The organism is Kordia algicida OT-1 (genome assembly GCF_000154725.1).
GTDB lineage: Bacteria > Bacteroidota > Bacteroidia > Flavobacteriales > Flavobacteriaceae > Kordia > Kordia algicida.
Genome location: NZ_DS544873.1, coordinates 1,751,265 through 1,775,556, shown reverse-complemented (window position 1 = coordinate 1,775,556; position 24,292 = coordinate 1,751,265). Strand labels below are relative to the sequence as shown.

Sequence of the window (24,292 nt, the reverse complement as noted above, 5' to 3'; positions counted from 1 at the left end):
GCAAACTCAGTATCTTTGAGCAATGCCATATTTCATAGACGTCATATTGCCAATTCCGCTACAGCGACTGTTTACCTACAGTATCACAGAAGCTGAATCACAATTTCTCCAGCAAGGAATGCGTGTAGCTGTTCCATTTGGAAAAAGTAAAGTATATACGGCGTTGGTTTATAAAATTCATCAAACGGCTCCAGAAGTTTATGAAGCTAAAGAAATTCAGCAAATTCTAGATGAGCAACCAATTATTACTCCACAACAGTTACAACATTGGGAATGGATTGCAAGTTATTACATGGCAAGTTTGGGCGAAGTATTTCGATCTGCTGTACCGAGTGCTTTTCTATTGGAAAGTGAAACCATCATCACTAAAAAAGACAAAACTGAAGTAGATGAAAGCTTGTTAAAAGATGACGAATTTCTAATTTTTGAAGCATTACAGCATCAATCCTTATTGAAAATTCAGGAAATAAGCAGCATACTCGGAAAAAAGAATGTGTTGCCAGTTTTAAAACGTTTGATTGATAAAGAAGTCATTCAAGTATATGAAGAAATTTATGAGCAATACAAACCAAAATTGGTTCGATATGTAAAGCTTCACGAGAAATATGCAACTGAAGAAAATTTACAAAAATTACTTGAAACACTCAACAGAGCCAAAAAACAACGCGAAGTAATTCTTACGCTATTTTCCCTTTCCGCTACAGCGAAAAAACCAATTACTGTCAAAGAACTAACCAAACAAAGCAATGCGAGTTCGGCGGTTATAAAAGCATTGATAGACAAAGAAATTCTAGAAGAATATTACATTCAAAGAGATCGAGTAAGCTATAACGGAGACGAAACGGAAGACTCCAAACAACTCAATCAATATCAGCAAGAAGCTTATGAAACTATACAAACGGCATTTCAAACGCAAGATGTTTGTTTGCTGTATGGAATTACGTCTTCAGGAAAAACAGAAGTATATGTAAAGCTAATTGAAGAAATCATAGAAACCGGAAAGCAAGTTTTATACCTCTTGCCTGAAATTGCGCTAACGACACAATTAATCACACGATTGCAACAATATTTTGGTGAAAAAGTAGCCATCTATCATTCCAAATATTCGGTGCATGAACGCGTTGAGGTTTGGAATAATGTATTGCATGGTAAACAGAAAGCACAAATCGTTCTGGGAGCGCGTTCTTCATTATTTTTACCATTTTCCAATTTGGGACTCATCATTGCCGATGAAGAACACGAAACCTCATACAAACAATTTGATCCTGCGCCGCGCTATCACGCTCGCGATGCTGCAATTGTATTGGCAAAAATGCATCAAGGAAAAATCGTCTTAGGTTCGGCAACGCCAAGTATAGAAAGTTATTACAATACAAAGATTAATAAATATGCGTTAGCAACCATTACACGGCGTTACGGCGATGTACTTTTGCCAGATATGGAATTAGTCGATATCAAAGAAAAGCATCGTAAAAAACGTATGAAAGGTCACTTTTCCGATCGTTTGTTGGAGGAAATTGAAGAAACTATTGAAAATGGAGAACAAGTAATTCTATTTCAAAATCGTCGTGGATATGCGCCAATTATTGAATGTAAAACCTGTGGACATTCACCACAATGTCCCAACTGTGATGTGAGTTTGACATTTCATCAATACAAAAACCAATTGCGCTGTCACTATTGCAGTCATCACATTGCCATGCAGCAACAATGTTTGGCGTGCGGAAGTCACGAATTAGACACCAAAGGTTTTGGAACGCAGCAAATTGAACAAGAACTCACAGAATTAATGCCCAATGTAAAAGTCGGTCGTATGGATTTAGACACGACACGCGGAAAATATGGCTATCAAAAAATAATTTCGGCATTTGAACAGCAGGAAATTCAGATTTTGGTCGGAACACAAATGTTGACCAAAGGTTTAGATTTTAGAAACGTGAACTTAGTCGGAATTATGAATGCCGATAGCATGTTAAATTTCCCCGATTTTCGAGCGCATGAACGGAGTTTTCAACTCATTCAACAAGTTGCCGGTCGCGCTGGAAGAACCAAAAAGCGTGGAAAAGTTATCGTTCAAACGTACAATCCGTATCATCAAATATTGCAACAAGTTTCTGTTGGAGATTATGAAAATATGTTTAAAGATCAATTGAATGATCGCAGGCAATTTCATTATCCGCCATACTACAGATTGATAAAAATTACACTCAAACACAAAGAATACAATCGTGTAAATGAAAGTGCGGCTTGGTTTGCAAAATCGTTACGCAACAGTTTTGGAGACAATGTATTAGGTCCAGAATTTCCGCCAATTGCGCGCATTCGGAACTTATATCTAAAAAACATTCTATTAAAAATACCAAAACAGCAATCGTTAGGAAAAACCAAAGAAGTAATTTCACGAATTAAAAATAGTTTCTTGTCAATTTCTGAATACAGAAGTGTCCGTGTTATTATTGATGTAGATACGGTTTGATGTTTCGAGTGTTGGATTTTTGATCTTGGGAGTTTTCGAATAGTAATTGTAATCAAAAATGAAAAATCATTTAATTATTGAATCTTATAATCTTTCAATAAAAAAACAGAGAAGTCTGAGCGAAGCCGAATGCTAAATATTAGAAAGTGCTTCAGACAATTCCACCTTCTTATTTCGACTTAGCGGAATCAATTGACCTGCAATTTCTACATTTTTACTATTGAAGCGATCTACTTTGTCTAAATTCACAATATAAGACTTGTGAATTCTAAGGAATTTATTTTCAGGTAATTGCTTTTCAAAAGCTTTCATAGTAGATAATACTACAATATTGCTTTCGTCAGTCACTAATTTTACATAATCACCTAAAGCTTCAATCCACTTAATACTGTTTAAAATAACTTTGCGTTTCTTCAAATTACTTTTAACAAAAATATGATCGTCATCCTCGTTACTTTTAGATCCGTAGTTAGATTTTTCGAGCGCACGCGCAATGGCTTTGTCAAAACGATCTTTTGTTAACGGTTTGTGTAAGAAGTCAGTAACATCATAATTAAATGCTTTGAATGCATATTCAGTTTTACCTGTAACCATGATGACTTGTGGTGGATTTTTTAATGACTCTAGCAAGTCAAACCCATTGAGAACGGGCATTTCTATATCCAAAAAGATTAAATCGACATTATTTGTTTTAAGTCCATTTTTAGCCTCTATAGCGTTGCTATACTCTGCAATTAAGTTTAAAGAAGGATGATTTAGCGTCAACTTGGCGACTGCCATTCGTTGTATAGAAGAATCATCTACAATAATACAGTTAAGCTTCATACGTTAAAAGCGATTTTATAAAATTTGGGTACATGCAATGTTATAAAAAATAAATTAAAGACACAACAAAATCGCGTATTTATTATGGATATTCATCAAAAAAAAGAACTATTTTTGTTTGGTTTATAACAAATAAACAGTACATTTGCGCTCATTTTTAATTAAAAAATAGTATTTATGAATCATTATGAAACTGTTTTCATTTTAAATCCCGTTTTATCTGAAACTCAGATAAAGGAAACAGTAGCGAAATTTGAAGATTTCATCGTTTCTAGAGGTGGCAAAATGATTTCAAAAGAAAATTGGGGGCTAAAGAAGTTAGCGTATCCAATTCAACACAAAAAAAGTGGTTTCTATCACTTATTCGAATTCCAAGCTCCAGGTGAGATAATCAACCAGTACGAGCTAGAATTTAGACGTGACGAGCGTATCATGCGTTATTTAACTGTAAGATTAGATAAGCACGCAATCGCTTGGGCTGAGAAAAGAAGAAATAGAAAAACCGCTAAATCTTAAGAATTATGTCTTCAATAGAACAACAAGCAAAAGGAAAAAAAGAAGGAGAAATTAGATATTTAACTCCTTTAAACATAGAGACTACAAAGGCAAAGAAATATTGTCGTTTTAAGAAGTCAGGTATCAAATACATCGATTATAAAGATCCAGATTTCTTATTAAAGTTTGTAAACGAACAAGGTAAATTGTTACCACGTCGTTTGACAGGAACTTCATTAAAGTATCAACGAAAAGTGTCTGTAGCTGTAAAAAGAGCACGTCACTTAGCATTAATGCCATATGTTGGCGATATGTTAAAATAATATAGAGGCAGATTATGGAACTTATTTTAAGACAAGACGTTGAAAATTTAGGATTTAAAGATGATATCGTAACTGTAAAAAATGGATACGGAAGAAACTACTTAATTCCTCAAGGATTTGCAACATTAGCAACAAGTTCAGCTAAAAAAGTTTTAGCAGAGAACTTAAAACAAAAAGCATACAAAGAACAAAAATTAGTTGATGAGGCTAACGCAACTGCAAAAGCATTGTTAGACTTAGAGATTAAAATTACTGCAAAAACAGGAGCTGGAACAAAATTATTTGGTTCAGTGAATAACGCAAACTTAGCAGAAGCACTTGAAAAAGCTGGTCACTCAATTGAGAAGAAATTCATCAAAGTAATTGGTGGAAGTGTAAAAAGAACTGGGAAGTATGAAGCGAAAGTAAGATTGCACAGAAGTGTAATTGTTGACTTACCATTTGAAGTTATTGCAGAAGCATAATAAAAACAAACAATGTTTGTGTAAAAGCCACTCAAATTTGAGTGGCTTTTTTTTGATCTTTTTTTAAAATAGTTTCTTTATCTTTAAAGAGTAATTTAAAAAAACTAAAAAAAATATTATGGTAGAAGAAAGAATTGAGGGCGTAGTAACAGATAATAATCAATAACCTTTACCAGGTGTTGTGCTTATTTTGCAAAAGGATGGCAATGAACACAAAAAAGAAGAAATAAGCAGAGCTGATGGAAGTTTTGTCTTTACCAGACTTACTCCTGGAGGATATATACTTCAAGCACAAATGACTGGTTTTACGACTGAGAAACGACAAATCCAATTAGGTTTAAACGAAGTTTTAAAAATTGATGTTGTTCTTCAAGTTTCGCAAACAAGAGGGAACTAACATTCTCAATTATTAAAATATAGCACAATAAATTTTATTCCTTTTAAGGATAATTGTAAGTTTGCACACTTTTAAAACAAGTGTGCTTTTTTTATACAATATAACATGAAATATACGCGACTTTCCAAAGAACAATTAGAAGAACTTCATCAAGAATTTATCAACTTCTTAGCAACACAATCAATTACGGCTGACGAATGGGTAACTTTGAAAACAGAAAAGCCTGAAGTTGCTGAAGAAGAAATAGACGTGTTTAGTGATTTGGTTTGGGAAGGTGTATTATCGCAAACAAAATATCTAGAAAATATTTCACCGCAACACATGTACTTATTCCACTTGCGTGAAGATGAAATGAAATTGATTGCTGTAAAAATTCTAAATGACGCGATAGACATTACTACGAAAGAAGGTTTTGCTTGGTTACGTGAAAACTACACTACAGAAGAAGTAGAAATTTTAACAGCAAACAAGGGGTATTCAAACGATAGAAACGCTGATAAATTTGCTTTAATTCAACAAGGTTCCAACATTACCAAAGGACAATTATATCAATGGTTTGAAACCATGATGGCGTAATTTTTGAAAAAAATCTATCATGTTAGTTGATTATTGAAACTCTTTACGGTTTTGTCTTCTTATTTTGTTTCTTTATAATTTTTACAATTCTATTATTTATGATTTCTGATAAATTCCAATTGTACAATTTAGGGTCGGTTGTACTGTAAAATGTGACAACGACCGTGTCAATATCTTCATAATAATTTGCAAAACTTTGATACCCAGGAACCCAACCTGCATGTTCATATTTATAAATGGAGTCGTATATTGCTTTCTCGCCAGTTTTAAACACAGTTCCATCATTTAAAGCTCTAATAAAATTACCAACATCTTCAGCAGTTGCGAGCATGCCATGTTCATTTTCTTTTAAATCAGGAGTATAACCTTCATGGTAACCACTCATTACATTTTCTAAATTCACGTCGTTCAATGAAGCAAACGTATGGTTAAGATTTAGCGGAATTAATAGCTCCTTTTGAATAAATTGAAAGTTATCATAACCGAGCACATTATCCATAATTCTATTAATTAAAAGATAATTTGTGTTACAATATTCATAATCTTCATCAGGTTTAAAATTTGCAGGTTGATCTAAAATTAAAGCGAGACTTTCTTCATAGGTTTTTTTAGGTTCTCCCCAAAAATTTGGCGCATCTGTAAAATTTGGAATTCCGCTTCTATGCTGTATCATAAGTCTCAGGGTAATTTTATCAGCGTTTTCAATTCTTCCAACAAGTTCAGGCAAATAATCAGCGATTGTTTTATCTAGTGAAAGCTTTCCACTATGTACCAATTTAGTCACCGCTACGGCATCATACAATTTACTAATGCTGGCAATTTTGAATAAAGCAGAAGGTTTTGCGGGAATTTTAGTTTCACGATTGTGCCAACCTGAAGCAAAATATTGAGGTGATTTGTTTGCTTGGTCTACATACACAATCATTCCATCGAAACCATGACCAATAGCTTCATCTGCTTGTTCTTGAACGGTGTTTGGTAATGGAAGTATCCACGCTTTTACTAATAACCAAGGGACAAAATACAACGAGATTACAGTTCCGACGAGCAATACAATTCTAAAAATTCTTTTCTTTTTTGTTCCCATGATGAGTTCTATGTTTGATAACATTTGCAAAACTGAACAAAACTATTAAGAATTTAAATTTTTAATACCCGAATTGTTGAATAAAACTGACAGACTGTAATAATGTGTCATATTTTACACATAAAATTCATCATTTTCGTTCCTTTCCAAAACGATCCATTTTACAACCGCAGTTTTTACAAGTATTTCCGCCCCATAAAATTTCTTTCCAACCTTTTGGTTTGCGAATTTGTGGTTGTTTTTCGTTGCATTTTGGACAATGAATTGGTTTGAAATTTAGTGGCATGATTTATTTTTCTATTGATAATTTGTAAGATAAAAAAAATAAAATCTCATTTTTAAATTCAAAAGTGATAATTTCTAACAAACAACAAACAACAAACAACAAACAACAAACAACAAGCAACAAACAACAAACAACAAACAACAAACAACAAACAACAAATCTTTCAATCCCTAAAAAATAGACTTATATTTGCGCCACAATACAGAATCATGGCACAAAAACCAAGCATACCAAGAGGAACAAGAGATTTCTCTCCGATAGAAGTTGCAAAGCGTAACTACATTTTCAATATCATAAAATCAGCTTTTCAAAACTTTGGATTTCAGCCAATTGAAACGCCATCGTTTGAAAATTTAGAAACATTGACAGGGAAATATGGTGAAGAAGGCGATAAGCTGATCTTTAAAATATTGAATTCTGGAGATAAAGTAAAAAAAGCAGATTTGAAAGCGTTGGAAGATGGAAATCTGGCACGTTTTTCAAATTCGCTATCTGAAAAAGCGTTGCGTTATGATTTAACAGTTCCTTTTGCTCGTTATGTAGTACAGCACCAAAATGATATTACATTTCCGTTTAAACGTTATCAAATTCAACCTGTTTGGCGTGCAGACAGACCCGCAAACGGACGTTTTAGAGAGTTTTTTCAATGTGATGCAGATGTCGTTGGTTCAAAATCATTGTGGCAAGAAGTTGAGTTTGTTCAATTGTATGATAAAGTATTTTCAAACTTAGGTTTGAATGGTGTCACGATTAAAATTAACAACCGAAAAATTCTTTCAGGAATTGCAGAAGTCATCGGAGCAAAAGACAAGTTGATCGATTTTACAGTCGCATTGGACAAATTAGACAAGATCGGTGAAGATGGAGTCAAAAACGAAATGCTTACGAAAGGTATTTCTGCGGAAGCGATTGAAAAAGTACAACCATTATTTAGTTTTTCAGGAAATTTAGACGAAAAATTAGCACAATTAAAAGGCTTACTTTCAAGTTCAGAAGAAGGAATGCAAGGAATTTCGGAATTGGAATTTGTGTTTGACGCGATTAACGTGTTAGGTTTGGAAACAGCCACTTTAGATTTAGATATCACACTTGCCAGAGGATTGAATTATTACACAGGTGCCATCTTTGAAGTTGCTGCGCCAGAAGGTGTAAAAATGGGTTCAATTGGCGGCGGCGGACGCTATGACGATTTAACGGGAATCTTTGGATTGAAAGATGTGAGCGGTGTTGGAATTTCGTTTGGTTTAGACCGAATTTATTTAGTGTTGGAAGCACTCGATTTGTTCCCAGAAACTGTTTCTGATAAAGTAGATGTGTTGTGTGTGAATTTTGGAGAAAAAGAAGCATTGGCTTCCATGCGATTGATTAAAGTATTGCGAGAAGCAGGGAAAAGTGCAGAGTTATTTCCAGATAATAAAAACATGAAAAAACAGATGAATTACGCCAACAAACGTAACATTCCATATGTGATTATTATTGGAGGAAACGAACTTGAAAATAACACGTGTGTTGTAAAAAACATGAAAAACGGAACGCAATTGGAAGTTCCTTTTGATGAAGTTTTGACGGCTTTTTAGGTTTAGTATTTAGTAGTGAGTATTGAGATGTAAGTATTGAGATGTTTTGAAGTACTTCTCGATAGAAAATCTTTTTAAGATTTTTACTCGAACAGACGATTGTTGTTTTGAAGTAAAATTGTACTTTTTAAGAGCCAAGAGCCAAGAGCCAAGAGCCAAGAGCCAAGAGCCAAGAGCCAAGAGCCAAGAGCCAAGACCCAAGACCCAAGACCCAAAAATCAAAGATTTTTCTTATACGTTTTACGGCGTTTGTGTGTTACAGGTTTAAAATGCTTCCAAAGTTGATGAATCGCAGTGTTTTCAATCAATTCGGGAGTTCTGATACAAGTTTTAATGTTCTTTTCTGTAAAAGTCAAGTAGTATTCCATAAAAATGATGCAGTCAATCCTTTGTTTTGATATTCAGGATGCACACCAATTAGGTAAAACGTAATGTTTTTTGGCTTTCTGCGTGCTTTCAACATATGGAAAATCCCGAATGGAAATAATTTTCCGTTGACTTTCTGTAAAGCTTCCGCAAAAGAAGGCATCACAATCGCAAATGCAACCAATTTATCATCTTTATCAACAATGAATTTTATAAACTCAGGATTGATGAATCCGATGTAACGCTTTTTAAAGTATTCTTTTTGGATGTCATTAATCGGAACAAAAGAAGCTAACGAAGCGTAGGAAGCATTAAACAAATCAAACATTTCATCTACATACGGTAAAATATCTTTTGTTTTTGTAAAGTTCAACGGACGTAATTGATAACGCTTTTTGATTAAATTTTGAACGCGCTCAAAAAACTCAGGCTTTACATTTGAAAAAGGAAACTTATTTTCTAAATATTCTTTTTCCTTTACCAATCCGTGGTGAATAAGATGCTTCTCGTAATACGGATGATTGTACCAAGTAATCATCGTACCTATATGATCGAAACCTTCCGTAAGTACTCCAACTTTATCTAAATTTGAAAATCCCACAGGACCCTCCATGTATTCTAAATTGTGTGAGCGACCAATTTCAGCTACTTTGTCTAGCAAGGCTTTTGAAACTTCCAAGTCATCAATCATATCAAACCATCCAAAGCGCATTTTGGAAAGTTTTTGTTCTTTTACTTCAATCCAATTGACAATTGCGGCAACGCGGCCTACAATTTTTCCATCTCTGAATGCTAATAAAAAAGTAGCATCTGCATCCAAAAACGCAGGATTTTTCTCTTTATTAAAAGTTTCTAATTCATCTTTTATAATTGGCGGAACCCAATATTTAGAACCTTTGTAAAGACTAAAAGGAAATTTTACAAATGCTTTTAATTCCTTTTTATTGGCTACTTCTCTTACTTCAATCATTGACTTTCAATTTGGTTGGCAAAAAAGGATTTAGTTGTCGTTTCCGTCGTCTTCAAACTTCTCCAACTCTTTTTCATCTTTCTTTTTATTTTTCGGATCGTCTCCTTTTGGATCTTGCTCGTCAATCGGAATCAATTCGTCTACGTGCATGTCATCAAATCGGTAAGAAAGTCCCACGCCAGCAAAGATTCGCGTTGGCGTATTTTTTACACCTGCGCCAATATATGCATCTAGTTGGAAATCGTCTCCTAATAAATACGCTCCACCAGCTCTAAACAACGCATCTGCATAACGATCGCTGTCAATTCCTTGATGCTCGACAAAAGCAGACCATTTTGGATTGTCAAACGCATGTGTCAACGTTAAAATATAGCTTAATTCTTTGGAATCGGAAGTAATTCGGTCATACGTAATATTTGATACAAAAACCCAACGACCTGCAAAGTGACTCTGTGTAGCAACCGTTACTTTTGGACTTACAGAAGGTTCTGTACGTGGAAAATACGGATTGTCTGAGAATACAAAATTTGCACCTGCATAAATTCCGATAGCAGGAATTAAATCTTTCCAACGAAACGAATTGTTGGCTTTCCAGCTATATAAATTAGGTTTTTCTAATTCAGATTTCAAATACGGGTCGTAAATCATATATTTTGCACCAATCGTATGCGATAAAAAACCGTTTCTATTAAAATCGAATGGCGGATTGGAAGCATTATTGGTAAATGTATCAAACTGATATGCGCCTTCCCAACTAATTTCTAGTTGTTCTTTAAACAGCCCATAACGCACGGCGAAATCCAATCCGAATGCGTTTACTTCTGTATTTAAATTTTTATGCTCTTGTCGGTCAACAGACATTCCAGCTTCAAGCTGAATTACATTTTTTCCAACAGAATATGCACTAATAGAAGCACCAGGACGATTTGAATTAATCACTTCTGTATATTGCGCAAAGCTGGAAGTTGTTATAAATAAAAAACCTAGAACTGCTAAGATGGATTTTGTTTTCATATGTCTTTTATGTGTTGTTTTTAGTATGCTTAAAAACATTCGTAAGTACGATAGTGTAGTTCGTATAAAAACTAGCTACGAATGTTTCTTCATTTTTTAATGGGTTAAAGTCAAAACTACATAAAATTATAGTTTTTTATCTAGTAAATACGATATTAAATGTGCATAAATTGTATTTTTGAAAAAATATACGTCAAGAGAAATTATGTTAGTAAATTTAGTCAGAACACTATTAATAATAGTTCTAGTTGTCTACGGATTACGAATTTTAGCTAGATTGTTTGGACCATTCATGTTGCGTTATGTTGCTAAAAAAGCTGAAAAAAAATTTTCAGAGCAATTTAAACAGCATGCTGAAAACCAACAGCGCACAAAAGAAGGAGAAACTACTATAGATAAAATGCCCAATACAAAGTCGTCCAAAAACGTTGGAGAATATATAGATTTTGAAGAAGTCGATTAGTGATTTCATCAACCAAAAACACCTTTTCAGAAAAGGTTTAGTATATTGCTTTTTAATCTTTACATGCTAAAAAATACATCAAGTGAATTTCGATCTTAAAAAAATAATTCCTCACATCGTCGCATTATTATTATTTGTTTTAATGTCATTGGCTTATTTCTATCCTGTAGTACAAGGGAAAAAAATTCAGCAACAAGATATTGTCCAATATGCGGGAATGGCAAAAAAACAAAATGATTTTCGCAAAGCAACGGGAGAAGAATTGTATTGGACAGATAGCGCTTACGGCGGAATGCCAACGTATCTTTTAGGAGCGCGTTACCCACATTCATATATCAAAACATTAGATCGTACACTGCGATTTTTACCGCGTCCGGCAGATTATTTATTTCTTTATTTTCTTGGGATTTATATACTGTTGCTCGTGATGAAAGTCAATTGGAAACTCGCCATTTTGGGCGCTGTCGCCTTTGGCTTTTCTACCTATTTCATCATAATTATTGGCGTTGGTCACAACGCAAAAGCACATGCAATTGCTTACTTTCCGTTGGTTTTATCAGGAATTTTGCTCACGTTTCAGCGGAAATACGTCTGGGGATTTTTACTTACCGCAGTCGCCATGTCATTAGAAATTATGACGTCGCATCCGCAGATGACCTATTATTTAATGTTGTTGGTTGTAATTCTTGGCTTGGTGTATTTGGTAAAAGCATTTCAAGAAAAAGAGTTGCCACATTTCTTTAAAACTGCCGGATTGTTATCCGTTGCCGTGGTACTCAGTATTGGTGTAAATGGAGCAAGTCTGTTAACCACAAAGGAATATGCTGATTGGAGTATTCGTGGAAAAAGTGAATTGACCATCAATCCAGATGGTTCTAAAAAGGAACGCCAAGGACTTTCTAAAGAATATATTACCGAATATAGTTATGGTAAAATGGAAACCTTCAACATACTTATGTCGCGATTTATGGGTGGAGGAAATTCTGAAGATTTTGGAACCAATTCCAAGTCATATAAATTTTTATTGCAACGAAACATTCCAGCAGGACAAGCTAGGGAAATTGTTAGAAACATACCAAGTTATTGGGGACAACAACCTATTGTTGCAGCGCCAGCGTATGTTGGAGCCGTGATTATCTTTTTGGCATTGCTCGGATTGTTTTTAGTGAAAAATCGTGCAAAATGGTGGCTCGTTGGCGGAATTGTCATGTCATTGCTTTTATCATGGGGGAAAAACCTAAATTTCCTCACAGATTTTATGATTGATTATTTCCCGTTATACGGAAAGTTTAGAGCAGTTTCGTCCATACAAGTTATTCTAGAATTGTGTATTCCTATTTTGGGAGTGTTAGCATTGGCGCAATTATTTAAGAAAGAATTTTTAGCAGAAAAAAGAAAACAAGCAGCAACCGCTTTGTATATAAGTACAGGAATCATCGGTGGAATTATTTTGTTTTTGATTGCTTTTAAATCGTCTTTATTTGACTTTACAGGATTGAATGATGCATATTATGAACAAGCTGTGTTTGGACCAGAATTCATGGAAATCATTCGTGAAGATCGTGCGGCAATATTGACAAAAGATGGAATTCGTTCGTTAATTCTTATTCTATTAACTGCAGGAGTTTTGTTAGCTTTTATCAAAGAAAAGGTAAAAGAAAATGTCGTTATTATTGTAATTGCAGGATTGCTTCTATTCGATTTGGTTGGTGTAGCAACTCGTTACGTTTATGACGATGGTGATTTATATGTAAGCAAAGCACAGTTTGAAAATCCGTATAGAACTTTAGAAGTAGACAAGCAAATTTTAAAAGATAAAGGTCATTACAGAGTTTTTGAACCTCGATTGCGATTGGCAAATTCACGTACGGCATATTTTCACAATACACTTGGCGGATATCATGCTGCAAAACCAAGACAATTTCAAGAAGTATATGATTTTTATTTAGATCATGGAAATGGAAAGTTTGAAGTAAATGCGCGAAACGTCAACATTATAAACATGTTGAATGTAAAATATATTATTAAAGATTTAGAAGGCGAACAAGATCAAGCTGGAGCAGGAGCAGTGGCAATGTTGAATCCGTATCCTAACGGAAACGCTTGGTTTGTAGAAAAACTAAATTTTGTTGAAAAAGCAGATGATGAAATGTTGTCTCTTTTTGGATTGAACACAAAAAATGAAGCGGTAGTTCGCAGCGGACAAGAAGCTACCAATAATTTACAAGAAACCTACAAAAAAGATTCTTTAGCAAACATAGAATTAACCGCATACAAACCAGATGCATTGACCTATACTTCTAAAAACTCAGAAGCTGGCTTTGCAGTATTCTCTGAAATTCATTATCCACACGGATGGAATGCGTATATTGATGGAAAATTAGTGCCACATTATCGTGTTAATTATATTTTAAGAGGATTGGAAGTTCCTGCGGGACAACATACGATCGATTTTAAATTTGAGCCTACAGTAGTAGAAAAAGGAATTTCGATTTCGTTGATAAGTTCAGTGTTGTTAATGTTGTTGATTGTTGCAGGTTTGTATTATGAATACAAGCGAAGGAAAGAAGTCAAAGAAGCATAATGATCCCCTAAAATTATGGCTAAAAAAGTCGTCATTGTTTCATATTATTGGCCGCCTGCTGGTGGACCAGGCGTGCAACGTTGGTTAAAATTCGTAAAATATCTGCGTAATTTTGATATTGAACCTATATTGTTTGTACCTAAAAATCCCAATTATCCGATGTTGGACGAAACGTTCTCAGAAGATATTCCAGAAGATATTACCGTTTTAAAACAATCGATTTTTGAACCGTATGCGATTGCAAATTTGTTTTCAAAAAAGAAAACGAAGAAAATTAGCAAGGGAATTATTGCCAAAGAAAAGCAAACTTTTATCGAAAAGTTATTACTCTACATTCGTGGAAATTTCTTTATTCCTGATGCACGAAAATATTGGATAAAACCTTCGGTAGCATACTTAAAAACGTATTTGACCGAAAATGCGATTGATACAATTATTACAACAGGTCCGCCACATAGTTTGCATTTAATAGGATTAAAACTTCGTAAAAGTCTAAATATTAAATGGTTGGCTGATTTTAGAGATCCGTGGACAACGATTGGATATCACGATCAATTGAAATTGACGAAAAAATCACAAGCAAAACATAAAAAGTTGGAAGCTGAGGTTTTACAGACTGCCGATCAAATTGTTACGACAAGTTTTACTACGAAAAAAGAATTTTCTTGTTTGACACAACAACCAATTGAAGTAATTACCAACGGATATGATGTAGAAAAGTATCCAACAACAATAATGGACGAAAAGTTTACGATTTCACATATTGGTTCGTTACTTTCTGAGCGAAATCCTGAAATTTTGTGGGAAGTGTTGGCGGAATTAATTCAAGAGAATGAAGCTTTTGCAAGCGATGTTCAGTTGCAGTTTGCAGGAGTCGTTAGTGAACGAATTCAACGAAAAATTGAAGCAGTTGGTTTGAGTGATTACACAACATATTTTGGCTATGTTTCGCATCAAAAAGCATTGCAATTACAACGCGCTTCGCAAATTTTATTGGTTATTGAAATTGATGCCGAAAAAACAAAGGGAATCATTGCAGGAAAATTGTTCGAATACATGGCAGCCGAACGACCGATTATTGGAATTGGTCCAAAAGATGCAGATATTGCAAAGATCATTCAAGAGACTAATACAGGAACTTACTTTTTATATACTCATAAAGCGAAACTCAAAACACAAATTGTAGCGTATTACGAAGCATATAAGAAACAACAATTGAAAGTTTCACCAATTGGATTGCAACAGTATTCGCGCAAAGCGTTGACAAAAAAGTTAGCCGAAGTATTGCACAAACTATAATACGACTTTTAACGAAAAAACCTTACTCAATTTTTACATCAAGTAAGGTTCATTTTTATAACTAATACAACTAAATTTTAATTTCTTTTTCTAGAATTTCTTTGTCTGCTGTTTGTCGCTTTTCTTTGTGAAGATCGGCTAGAACGTTGTGTTGCAGATTTTCTTTGTGTTGAACGAGTTGATCTTGTAGCTCTCGAAGAACTATTTCTTTGTGGTCTTACAACAGATCGTCTGTTAGAACTACTGTTATTACGCACAGAACTGTTATTTCTTGTTGATCTTGTTGGCTTTACAGCTCTTGTGGTATTTCCACGAGTCGATCTAGTGTTTGCTCTTGTATTATTGTTGTTAGAACGAACGTTGTTGCCACGAGTCGATCTTGTATTCGCTCTCGTATTGTTGTTATTGCTTCGTACACCACTTAATCGTGTGTTGTTACGTGTGTTATTTCTCGTTGTACTTCTTATATTATTGTTACGCGTGTTTGCACGAGTTGTTTGATTTCTAGTATTGTTACGAGTTGTTACAGCGGTACGTGTATTTCTTGTGTTAGTATTGGTACGTGTTACGGTTCTTCTCGTATTGTATATAGCAGCATCATTTCTGCGAGTTACACGACGGTTGTTTCTGTATACATTTCGTCTGTTTGTATTTACGCGTGCGGCACTGTGGTATACATGTCCAACTCTTGCTCTTGCATAACGGTATCTGTAATTGTTGTAATATGGACTACAGAATGTATAGCGAATTGGCGTGTAAAATCTTCTATATGGACGAACACTTACTACACAAAAACCAATGTTTGGTCTGTAGAATACATCATTGTAAAACGCGGTACGTCTGTGAAACCTGTTAAAAGTATTGATATAACCTCTGGTGTGTGAGAATCGTAATAACGAATCATAGTAAATGAATAATCCACCAACTTGTACTAAATTTCCAAATCCATCATAATTAAGATTTACTTGTCCAATTCTAAAAACTCTCCCGTAATAATCGTAAAAAATAGGTGTGTTTTCTATTTGAATAATTGCTCCATAATCATCATACTGAACATACGGATTGTAATCATATCCAGAATTAAAACTAATACTAAGTCCTGCTGCATTTATATTAGCGCTTACGCCTGTGTGCAAACGATTGATAAAAAAGTCAAACTCTCCATCGTCATACACAGAAAATGTAATGCCATCTTCTACAAATGAAATTGATTCATTTAATCTATTTGAAGTAGTTGTCCGTTTTGCTTCGGCAGTTTGTGCTACCAAGAAAAACAATCCTGTGAGTGCTATTAGTATTTTTTTCATAACGTATAGTTTTAATGTTCTCTTAATACTAACCAAACAGTGTGCCAAAAAAATAGGAATTTACTTTTTAGGTTGCGCATAAATTCTAAATATGAGCAAAATAACCGCCATAAAGTATGGTTTTGCCATAATGGAAAGTAGTTGTAAATAACTACTTTAGTTGCCGATATAGTAGTGCTATGTACGTGTTATAATCACATAAAGAAGTTTAGTTATAATCGTTTGATGTGAAATTAAATTTTGTAGTTTAGTTGGCTCTTTATGGATTGTAATACAAAAAATGGCGAAGAAATAATTGGAGCGTTTTCTTTATACTATAAAAAAACAACCTCGTGAAATCCTGAAAAGGTTCACGAGGTTTTGTGTTATTAGAATTTAAAAGAATTTATTTCTGCTTTTTTAATTTCTTTCCACTATCATTTTTTCTGTAATAGTATAAGTCATCATCATTAGCTGGAAAATCATGTCCGTTATCAAAATCATCATCAATGTGTACATTTCCATGATTTATGGTACCATTTACAATTGGTTTTATGGTTCCAAATTGTCTAACTAATCTTCCCCAACGGTTATACTTTAAACGCAAGCCACCGATTTGCTTAATTTTTCCATGTCTGTTGTGGTAACGCATGTATATAGAGCCAATTCTTTTTACTCTACCAAGTCTGTCATAATTGATAAATAAATTTCCAATTCTTCGAACTCTACCGTTAAAATCGTGTTCTACTCGAACACCAATATTTCGAGTGTTTCTAACAGTTCCTTTGGTTCTTACTCCTGGCGCACCAAAGGTAACGTTTACAGAGCTTCTTCGCGTTCGTCTGTAAGTAACAGGATGTGTGTTAAAATCGAATTCTCCATTAAGGAAAACAAAAAATTCAACACCTCGTTCTACAAACTGAATTGGTTGTGCGTAACGATAGCGATTGGTTAACCCATTTTCGCTTCCGTGTGTTTGGTCGCTAATTACATTTGCCTGTGTAGAAGTTACACTAAGTAACAATCCTACAAATAAAAGATAAAAGTTTTTCATATTGTGTACTTTTAGGGTTATGCCTACTCGTAAGCTTTTCGGCGTGCGCTATTTGTTGTTATTAAAACCAATTTGCGTGCCAAAAATATAGCAATCTGTTTATCAGTGTTTTAAGAGTTGTTTTGAATCGCTTTTTTTGAGAAATTTTTTAAAAAGAGAAGAAAATGTGTAACGTTTTTTATTTTTTTTGACTAATACTATCAAAGTTTTTTAAGCAAATATTTTATGGGAAAGAGAAAAATAAGTTTGAATAATCCGTGGTTTGTCACACTCATATCCACAATGGTTGGTATTATTGCTGGTTTGTATATCACGAGTTTTTTTGAAAGTAATAGGTTGTATAATGCTAAAGAAAATGCATTAAAACAAGTAGAAAGTGAACTGAAGGATAATTATAAATTACTGAAGGAATTTAATGAACGACTTTCTGAAAAATATGAACCTGTTGGATATATTTTATCTAATTTAAACGAAGAAATGAATCTCATTATTCATAAAGATTCGCTAGAGAGCTTTAAGAAAAATACGGAAAAAGTCTTTACTTATGATTCGTTCACTGCTGTAGATGAAACTAAGATCAAACTACATGGAGATTTTGATTTTAACATTGAAGCAGGTTTAATGGGAAGAAATTTATCTGATATCGTTTGGAATTCTTATAAGCAAACCAATTATTTGTCAATTACAGACTTTGAATGTCTCACAGCTATAGAGACGTATTATCAACTTCAAAAGGAAGTAAATGGAAAAACAGAAGTATGGAAAAATGATTTTTTTCAAGCAGATTTTACTTCCAATCTAGAAGAAACTAACAAGTTTATGAATAATTGGCGTGTCCTTTTAATGAAACAAAAACTCTTACTAGATTATTACAAATTTATAGATAACATACTTGCCAATTGTGAATAGAATTTAGCATCTTTGTACAACCAATATGCCAACCAATAGTATGTCCTCTCCAAGTAAAAATTGCTCAAATTGTGAGTATCAATTGACTCAATATCATAACTTTTGTCCAAATTGCGGGCAGAAAGTTGATGATAAATTGAGCATGCGATTGTTGTTTCATAATACAATTATGAACTACTTTTCGGTAGATGCACGATTTTTCAGGAGTTTCATTCCGTTGCTTTTGCGTCCTGGTTTTTTAGCAAAACAATACGTAAGCGGAAAACGATTAATGTATTTGCATCCGGCGCAATTCTACTTATTCGCTTCTATTGTGTTCTTCTTTATTTTTTCAGTATCTACTCGAAATGCACAAAAAGAATTTGAAAAAGGCTTGCGTGATTCGTTTGGAAAAGAACAAGCTATAATTAATGAAACAAATCGAATTCGCGATTCTATACAGCAAGCTTTGGAAATACAAGCCGCCAAAATGGAAGGTAAAGATAGTTTGGTGATACAAGAAATGGCAAATAACTTAAAAGGAAAAGATTCGCTTTCTAAAAAATCGTCAAAAAATAAAAGTAATAACGTAAAAGGAAGTATGTTAGGCTTTAACTTTGATACTAAAGTTTTAGACTCATTAACGAGGGCAAATGCAAGTACAGATGTAAAACTCAAAGCGCTGGGCTACAAAGATTCTGATGGTTGGTTTGCAAAATTTGTGGGGAAACAAATCATAAAATTTAGAGAGAATAGAGGAGTTGGAATTCTAAAAGCATTTTTAGACACGATTCCGATTTCGATGTTTTTCCTGATTCCAATTTTTGCGTTCTTATTAAGAATTCTCTACAGAAAACGTGGACGATTTGCGCACCATATGGTATTTAGTTTCTACTATTTTGCCTTTATGTTTTTGGCTTCAAGTATCCTAATTTTAGCAAATTATATTATTGACATTCCAGATTGGATAGACTTTCTCATTATCGCTTCCACGTTCTTTTACCTTATTATAAGTTTGAAACGTTTTTATGAACAAGGATATATCAAAACTTTTTTTAAGACTTGTATTTTATCGTTTATCTATTTGATATTCGTAATTCCTGTTACGTTTGTCATGTTGTGGGTTGTATCGTTTTTCTTGTATTAATCTGTATTCAGAAGCTTCTTTTTTAAAGTTGTTTCCTCAGAAAATAAGATTTAAAAACATAAAAAAACCGTTTCGTATGCTTGGAAACGGTTTGGGTTTGATATTCAACTAACCAATAAAAAATCAGCTTCGTTATATCTAAAACAGTCCAAGTAGATTTTTCCCTACTTTCTAAACGATTGAAATTTTTCTTTTAACGTATCAATCAGCTCTTTATGAAATGAAAAGATAGTCTGTATGCTTTTTGTGTTTTCTTCAAAGTTTAAAGAAAAAGTAGTGTGAATTTTATAAGAATCTGGCATTTGCATGCCTTTTATGGTCGGTTCAAATGCTGTACGTTGCATCAATTGATCGAGTTGATGTTTTCTAAATAGGATTTCAATTTTTTCCTTTAGATATGTCGCTTTGCAGCGGAGTTTCCAGTGTTGATTTTTCAATAAAATTAGCTTGGTAAAATGATCGATGGTAGAAAAATTAAATTCTGGAGCATTTTTAATATTTTGAATATTAATTGTATACGTAGCAATGATGTAATTCCCAAAATCATATACAATTACAAGAGAAGCATCGTTATGAATCATTTTTAGATGATACTTTACAAAATTAAGTTGACTACCAGAATCACCTTCAACAATTGATTCTTCAACCGTAAACTCGCCGTTATGTTGATCGGAAATGCGTTGCAATTCTTTTTCAGGATCCATCAATCAAACAAAGTTTTATAATTTTTCTTTGAGATATGTTCCTGTAAACGATTTTTTATTTTTTACAATTTCTTCAGGTGTTCCTGATGCAACCAATGTTCCACCATTTTTTCCACCTTCCGGACCTAAATCAATGATATAATCGGCACATTTTATCAATTCGATATTATGTTCTACCACAATAATAGAATGTCCTTTTTCAATCAAAGCATCAAAAGAAGCCAGTAATTTTTTAATATCGTGAAAATGCAAACCTGTTGTTGGTTCGTCAAAAATAAACAATGCCTTTTCTTTCGTATTTCCTTTTACCAAAAACGATGCAAGCTTGATACGTTGTGCTTCTCCACCAGAAAGCGTCGAAGAACTTTGTCCCAACGTCACATAACCCAAACCAACATCTTGCAATGGTTTTAGTTTGCGATATATTTTTTTCTGCTCATGTTTTGTGAAAAATTCCATCGCGTCATCAATAGTCATTGTTAAAATATCGTCGATATTTTTTCCTTCAAAAGTAACTTCAAGTACTTCTTTCTTAAAACGTTTTCCGCCACAGGTTTCACATTCCAAATGCACATCTGCCATAAATTGCATTTCAATCGTAACTTGTCCTTCACCTTTACAGGTTTCGCAACGTCCGCCATCAACATTAAAAGAAAAATGCTTGGTTTTGTAGTTTCTTATTTTAGATAACTTCTGACTTGCATATAAGGCTCTGATATCATCATATGCTTTGATATATGTTACAGGATTGGAGCGCGAAGAACGTCCAATAGGATTCTGATCTACAAATTCAATATGTTTGACATTGCTGTATTTTCCTTCTAGTTTGGTAAACTGACCTGGTTTTTCGCCATAACCGCCTGTTTCTTTCAGCATAGAAGGATATACTATTTTTTTGACTAATGAACTTTTTCCACTTCCAGAAACGCCCGTAACAACGGTAAGCATGTTCAGCGGAAACGTCACGTCAATATTTTTAAGATTGTTCTCGCGTGCACCCACAACTTTGATAAATTGATTGGAAGTTCTCCGTTTTTTCGGAACTTCAATTTCCATCGTTTTGTTGAGGTATTTTGCGGTAAGCGAATCAGCTTTTAAAATATTTTCATAATTACCAAAAGCGACAACATTTCCACCATGTGTTCCTGCTTCCGGACCAATATCGATGATTTCATCGGCAGCATGCATAATATCTTCATCGTGTTCTACGACAATTACCGTATTTCCTAAATCGCGCAAGGATAGTAATACTTTTATCAGGCGTTCGCTGTCTTTTGGATGCAGTCCAATACTTGGTTCATCTAAAATATACATAGAACCGACCAAGCTACTTCCCAACGAAGTTGCTAGATTGATACGTTGCGATTCTCCACCAGATAACGAATTGGATTTACGATTTAAGGTTAAATAATCCAGACCGACATTGGTTAAGAATAACAAACGATTTTTAATTTCTTTTAACAAACGTTTTGCGATTTGCGCGTCGTGCTCGCTAAGTTGTAATTCATCAAAAAATACAATCAGTTCGTTTAAAGGCATGACGACTAAATCTGTAATGGTTTTTCCACCAATTTTTACATAATTAGCTTCTGGACGCAATCGTTTCCCTTCACAAACGGAACATTTGGTTTTTCCGCGGTAACGCGAAAGCATCACACGATTCTGAATTTTATAGCTTTTTTCTTCAAGAAACGCAAAAAACTGATGCAATCCTTCAAAATATTTATTTCCATCCCAAACGAGTTTCTTTTGCGCTTCAGTAAGTTCAAACCATGGTTTGTGAATTGGAAAATCGAATTTATATGCATTGTTTACCAATTCATTTCTGTAATAACTCATGCTTTCGCCACGCCAAGGAAAAATTGCGTTTTCATAAACAGAAAGTCCTGTGTTTGGAATCACTAAATCGGCGTCAATTCCAATAACATCGCCATAACCTTCACATTTTGGACAAGCGCCATAAGGATTGTTGAAACTGAATAAGTGAATATTTGGTTCGAGGAATTTCATGCCGTCCAACTCAAATTTATTGCTAAAATGCTGTATGTTTTGATCGTTGATCGTTTCAATATAACATTCGCCTTTTCCTTCAAAAAACGCTGTTTGTACAGCATCAGCTAAACGATTGTAGAAATCTTCATCATGTGAAACCACAATACGATCAATGACCAAAGAAAAATCTTCTGTAAAATCTTCGTTTATTTCATCAATACGTAATACTTCGTTGTTCTTCTTGATTCGCGCATAGCCTTGTTGTGCCAATACTTTGATGGTATGAAACGCACTGCGATCTTCAGGAATGGTAATTGGAGCTAATAACAATAATTTACTTCGCTCGTCAAATGCTTTTACATAATTAATGACATCAGAAACGGTATGTTTTTTTACTTCTTTACCAGAAATTGGCGAAATTGTTTTTCCAATGCGTGCATACAACAATTTTAAATAATCGTAAATCTCAGTAGTAGTTCCAACCGAAGAACGCGGGTTGGTAGAGTTTACCTTTTGTTCAATGGCAATCGCAGGTGCAATTCCTTTAATATAATCTACTTTAGGTTTGTGCAAACGTCCTAAAAACTGTCGCGCATACGAAGACAAACTCTCTACATAGCGTCGTTGTCCTTCTGCATACAAGGTGTCAAAAGCCAAACTTGATTTTCCAGAACCCGAAAGTCCTGTAATCACAACCAATTTATTTCGCGGAATTACCACGTCAATATTTTTTAGGTTGTGCAATTTTGCACCTTTAATAATGATGTTTTCTTTTGGATTTACAGTTGCGAGATCTTGTGTCATTGGAAAAAAAATAATTGCAAAGATACTGCTTTTCAGTGTCGAAATAAAATGTATTTATAGTAAAGAATGATGAGAGAATTATAAGATTTATCTTATATTGACAATTCTAAAATAGCGTTTGAACGCAGTAAATTCAACGAAAATGTTAAAATATTGAATTTTATTTGCATTTTTTTAACGAATGTCACTATATTTGGTTTCTCACAAAAACTACAAAAACATCTGCGTATAGCATAAAAATACTTTTTTTAAAAACATCGGAAATATTATCAGCCTCGATAATAATCAAGTAAAAAAGTAATGCTATGAAACAGATTCTGCAAGATTCAGTGTTGGTATCTAATTACATTAAAGGTGACGAGTGCGCTTTAGGCGTATTGATTGAACGTCATAAGCAGCGAATATACAGCTTTATATACTCTAAAGTGTTAGATAGAGATATCACAGAAGACATTTTTCAAGATACTTTTATTAAGGTTATTCGAACTTTAAAAAAAGGAAATTATAATGAGGAAGGAAAATTTTTACCTTGGGTAATGCGTATTTCTCATAACTTGGTCATTGACCATTTTAGAAAGAATAATAGAATGCCAAAGTATGATAATAATGGTGATTTTAATATTTTTTCAGTATTGAGTGATACGGATTTAAATGTCGAAAAGAAAATCATTAAAAATCAAGTAGAACGTGATGTTCGTCGCTTAGTTGACGAATTGCCAGCCGATCAAAAAGAAGTACTATTGATGCGTATGTACCAAGATTTGAGCTTTAAAGAAATCTCAGAAAAAACAGGTGTTAGTATCAATACTGCTTTGGGAAGAATGCGCTATGCATTAATCAATTTGAGAAAGGTAATTGACAAACATAATATAGTTTTAACGAACTAATGCAATAAAACAGAATTCCATGCGTTGTTATTTTAAATAAAAAACGACCGTATGGCAAAAAATTACACTAAGAGTTCATCTGAAATGAAAAAAATGTTACCTAAAAAGGAAACGATAAGTTTCTTATTGAACTATTCGAAAGCTTTAAGTGTTATTAATTACAAAAGGATGAAGTTTGAAACGCTTCTCAACTAAACTTTGGAAAAAAGACTCGTTAGCTGCGGGTCTTTTTCGTTTTTTGCTTTCGCTTCGCTCAATTTATAGATTTAAGAATTAAAATATTAAATGATTGCTTGATTTTATGATTTTTAATTGAATAGTCACACAA

The 24,292-nt window shown here is 33.8% G+C and carries 20 protein-coding genes and 2 pseudogenes; 13 read left to right on the top strand and 9 right to left on the bottom strand.

The features are described from left to right. Window positions 1-22 precede the first annotated feature (22 nt). Window positions 23-2,476, top strand: a complete 2,454-nt coding sequence (gene priA / locus KAOT1_RS07490; RefSeq protein ID WP_007094160.1) for a replication restart helicase PriA — start codon at window positions 23-25, stop codon at window positions 2,474-2,476. A 132-nt stretch (window positions 2,477-2,608) separates the two neighbouring features. Here priA and KAOT1_RS07485 read toward each other — a convergent pair whose 3' ends face one another. Next, window positions 2,609-3,301: a LytR/AlgR family response regulator transcription factor gene (locus KAOT1_RS07485; protein ID WP_007094159.1), complete on the bottom strand. Its 693-nt coding sequence runs from the start codon at window positions 3,299-3,301 to the stop codon at window positions 2,609-2,611. Between the two features lie 177 nt (window positions 3,302-3,478). Between KAOT1_RS07485 and rpsF the strand changes: the two genes are divergently transcribed. The 5 genes and pseudogenes from rpsF to KAOT1_RS07460 all read left to right on the top strand — a co-directional run bounded on the left by rpsF (window position 3,479) and on the right by KAOT1_RS07460 (window position 5,556). Further along, complete coding sequence (gene rpsF, locus KAOT1_RS07480; protein ID WP_007094158.1) at window positions 3,479-3,817, top strand: 30S ribosomal protein S6; 339 nt, start codon at window positions 3,479-3,481, stop codon at window positions 3,815-3,817. Window positions 3,818-3,819: 2 nt separating this feature from the next. Next, a complete protein-coding gene (rpsR, locus tag KAOT1_RS07475) occupies window positions 3,820-4,119 on the top strand; it encodes a 30S ribosomal protein S18 (protein ID WP_193363745.1) in 300 nt (99 codons plus the stop codon). 14 nt (window positions 4,120-4,133) lie between these two features. Beyond that, entirely contained in the window at window positions 4,134-4,583 is a 450-nt protein-coding gene (gene rplI, locus KAOT1_RS07470; protein WP_007094156.1) for a 50S ribosomal protein L9, read from the top strand. 178 nt (window positions 4,584-4,761) lie between these two features. Then, window positions 4,762-4,980, top strand: a pseudogene (locus KAOT1_RS07465) (carboxypeptidase-like regulatory domain-containing protein); the annotation flags it as partial. A 105-nt stretch (window positions 4,981-5,085) separates the two neighbouring features. Further along, a complete protein-coding gene (locus KAOT1_RS07460) occupies window positions 5,086-5,556 on the top strand; it encodes a DUF6495 family protein (RefSeq protein WP_007094154.1) in 471 nt (156 codons plus the stop codon). A 43-nt stretch (window positions 5,557-5,599) separates the two neighbouring features. On the opposite strand, the gene KAOT1_RS07455 is transcribed toward KAOT1_RS07460, so the two are convergent. Further along, the gene (locus KAOT1_RS07455) at window positions 5,600-6,667 is read right to left on the bottom strand and encodes a serine hydrolase domain-containing protein (RefSeq protein ID WP_238528694.1); all 1,068 of its coding nucleotides are present in this window, start codon (window positions 6,665-6,667) and stop codon (window positions 5,600-5,602) included. A 106-nt stretch (window positions 6,668-6,773) separates the two neighbouring features. Further along, window positions 6,774-6,929 carry a hypothetical protein gene (locus KAOT1_RS22820; protein ID WP_007094152.1) on the bottom strand — a complete coding sequence of 52 codons (156 nt, stop codon included), beginning with the start codon at window positions 6,927-6,929 and terminating at the stop codon, window positions 6,774-6,776. Window positions 6,930-7,138: 209 nt separating this feature from the next. On the opposite strand from KAOT1_RS22820, the gene hisS reads away from it, so the two are divergent. Further along, window positions 7,139-8,506 carry a histidine--tRNA ligase gene (hisS, locus tag KAOT1_RS07450; protein WP_007094150.1) on the top strand — a complete coding sequence of 456 codons (1,368 nt, stop codon included), beginning with the start codon at window positions 7,139-7,141 and terminating at the stop codon, window positions 8,504-8,506. 218 nt (window positions 8,507-8,724) lie between these two features. Here hisS and KAOT1_RS07445 read toward each other — a convergent pair. Beyond that, window positions 8,725-9,842, bottom strand: a pseudogene (locus KAOT1_RS07445) (GTP cyclohydrolase). Window positions 9,843-9,872: 30 nt separating this feature from the next. Beyond that, complete coding sequence (locus KAOT1_RS07440) at window positions 9,873-10,856, bottom strand: transporter (protein WP_007094147.1); 984 nt, start codon at window positions 10,854-10,856, stop codon at window positions 9,873-9,875. A gap of 178 nt (window positions 10,857-11,034) precedes the next feature. Here KAOT1_RS07440 and KAOT1_RS07435 point away from each other — a divergent pair, with 178 nt between their 5' ends. From KAOT1_RS07435 to KAOT1_RS07425, 3 genes are all read left to right on the top strand, one after another. Continuing rightward, window positions 11,035-11,319: a DUF4834 family protein gene (locus tag KAOT1_RS07435; protein ID WP_238528693.1), complete on the top strand. Its 285-nt coding sequence runs from the start codon at window positions 11,035-11,037 to the stop codon at window positions 11,317-11,319. Between the two features lie 82 nt (window positions 11,320-11,401). Next, a complete protein-coding gene (locus KAOT1_RS07430) occupies window positions 11,402-13,903 on the top strand; it encodes a YfhO family protein (protein ID WP_007094145.1) in 2,502 nt (833 codons plus the stop codon). Window positions 13,904-13,918: 15 nt separating this feature from the next. Beyond that, entirely contained in the window at window positions 13,919-15,202 is a 1,284-nt protein-coding gene (locus KAOT1_RS07425; protein ID WP_007094144.1) for a glycosyltransferase family 4 protein, read from the top strand. Between the two features lie 77 nt (window positions 15,203-15,279). Here the strand turns inward: KAOT1_RS07425 and KAOT1_RS07420 are convergent, their stop codons facing one another. Next, the gene (locus tag KAOT1_RS07420) at window positions 15,280-16,509 is read right to left on the bottom strand and encodes a hypothetical protein (RefSeq protein ID WP_007094143.1); all 1,230 of its coding nucleotides are present in this window, start codon (window positions 16,507-16,509) and stop codon (window positions 15,280-15,282) included. Between the two features lie 385 nt (window positions 16,510-16,894). Beyond that, a complete protein-coding gene (locus KAOT1_RS07415) occupies window positions 16,895-17,542 on the bottom strand; it encodes a hypothetical protein (protein ID WP_007094142.1) in 648 nt (215 codons plus the stop codon). A gap of 225 nt (window positions 17,543-17,767) precedes the next feature. Here KAOT1_RS07415 and KAOT1_RS07410 point away from each other — a divergent pair, with 225 nt between their 5' ends. Both KAOT1_RS07410 and KAOT1_RS07405 read left to right on the top strand, forming a co-directional pair. After that, on the top strand, window positions 17,768-18,451 hold the full coding sequence (locus KAOT1_RS07410; RefSeq protein ID WP_007094141.1) for a hypothetical protein: 684 nt from the start codon (window positions 17,768-17,770) through the stop codon (window positions 18,449-18,451). A 169-nt stretch (window positions 18,452-18,620) separates the two neighbouring features. Then, window positions 18,621-19,577 carry a DUF3667 domain-containing protein gene (locus tag KAOT1_RS07405; protein ID WP_007094140.1) on the top strand — a complete coding sequence of 319 codons (957 nt, stop codon included), beginning with the start codon at window positions 18,621-18,623 and terminating at the stop codon, window positions 19,575-19,577. Between the two features lie 164 nt (window positions 19,578-19,741). Here KAOT1_RS07405 and KAOT1_RS07400 read toward each other — a convergent pair whose 3' ends face one another. Further along, on the bottom strand, window positions 19,742-20,281 hold the full coding sequence (locus KAOT1_RS07400; RefSeq protein WP_007094139.1) for a hypothetical protein: 540 nt from the start codon (window positions 20,279-20,281) through the stop codon (window positions 19,742-19,744). A 15-nt stretch (window positions 20,282-20,296) separates the two neighbouring features. Then, window positions 20,297-23,077: an excinuclease ABC subunit UvrA gene (gene uvrA, locus KAOT1_RS07395; protein WP_007094138.1), complete on the bottom strand. Its 2,781-nt coding sequence runs from the start codon at window positions 23,075-23,077 to the stop codon at window positions 20,297-20,299. 305 nt (window positions 23,078-23,382) lie between these two features. Between uvrA and KAOT1_RS07390 the strand changes: the two genes are divergently transcribed. Beyond that, window positions 23,383-23,964 (top strand): RNA polymerase sigma factor, encoded by a 582-nt coding sequence (locus KAOT1_RS07390; protein WP_007094137.1) that lies wholly within the window; start codon window positions 23,383-23,385, stop codon window positions 23,962-23,964. The last annotated feature ends 328 nt before the right edge of the window (window positions 23,965-24,292 follow it).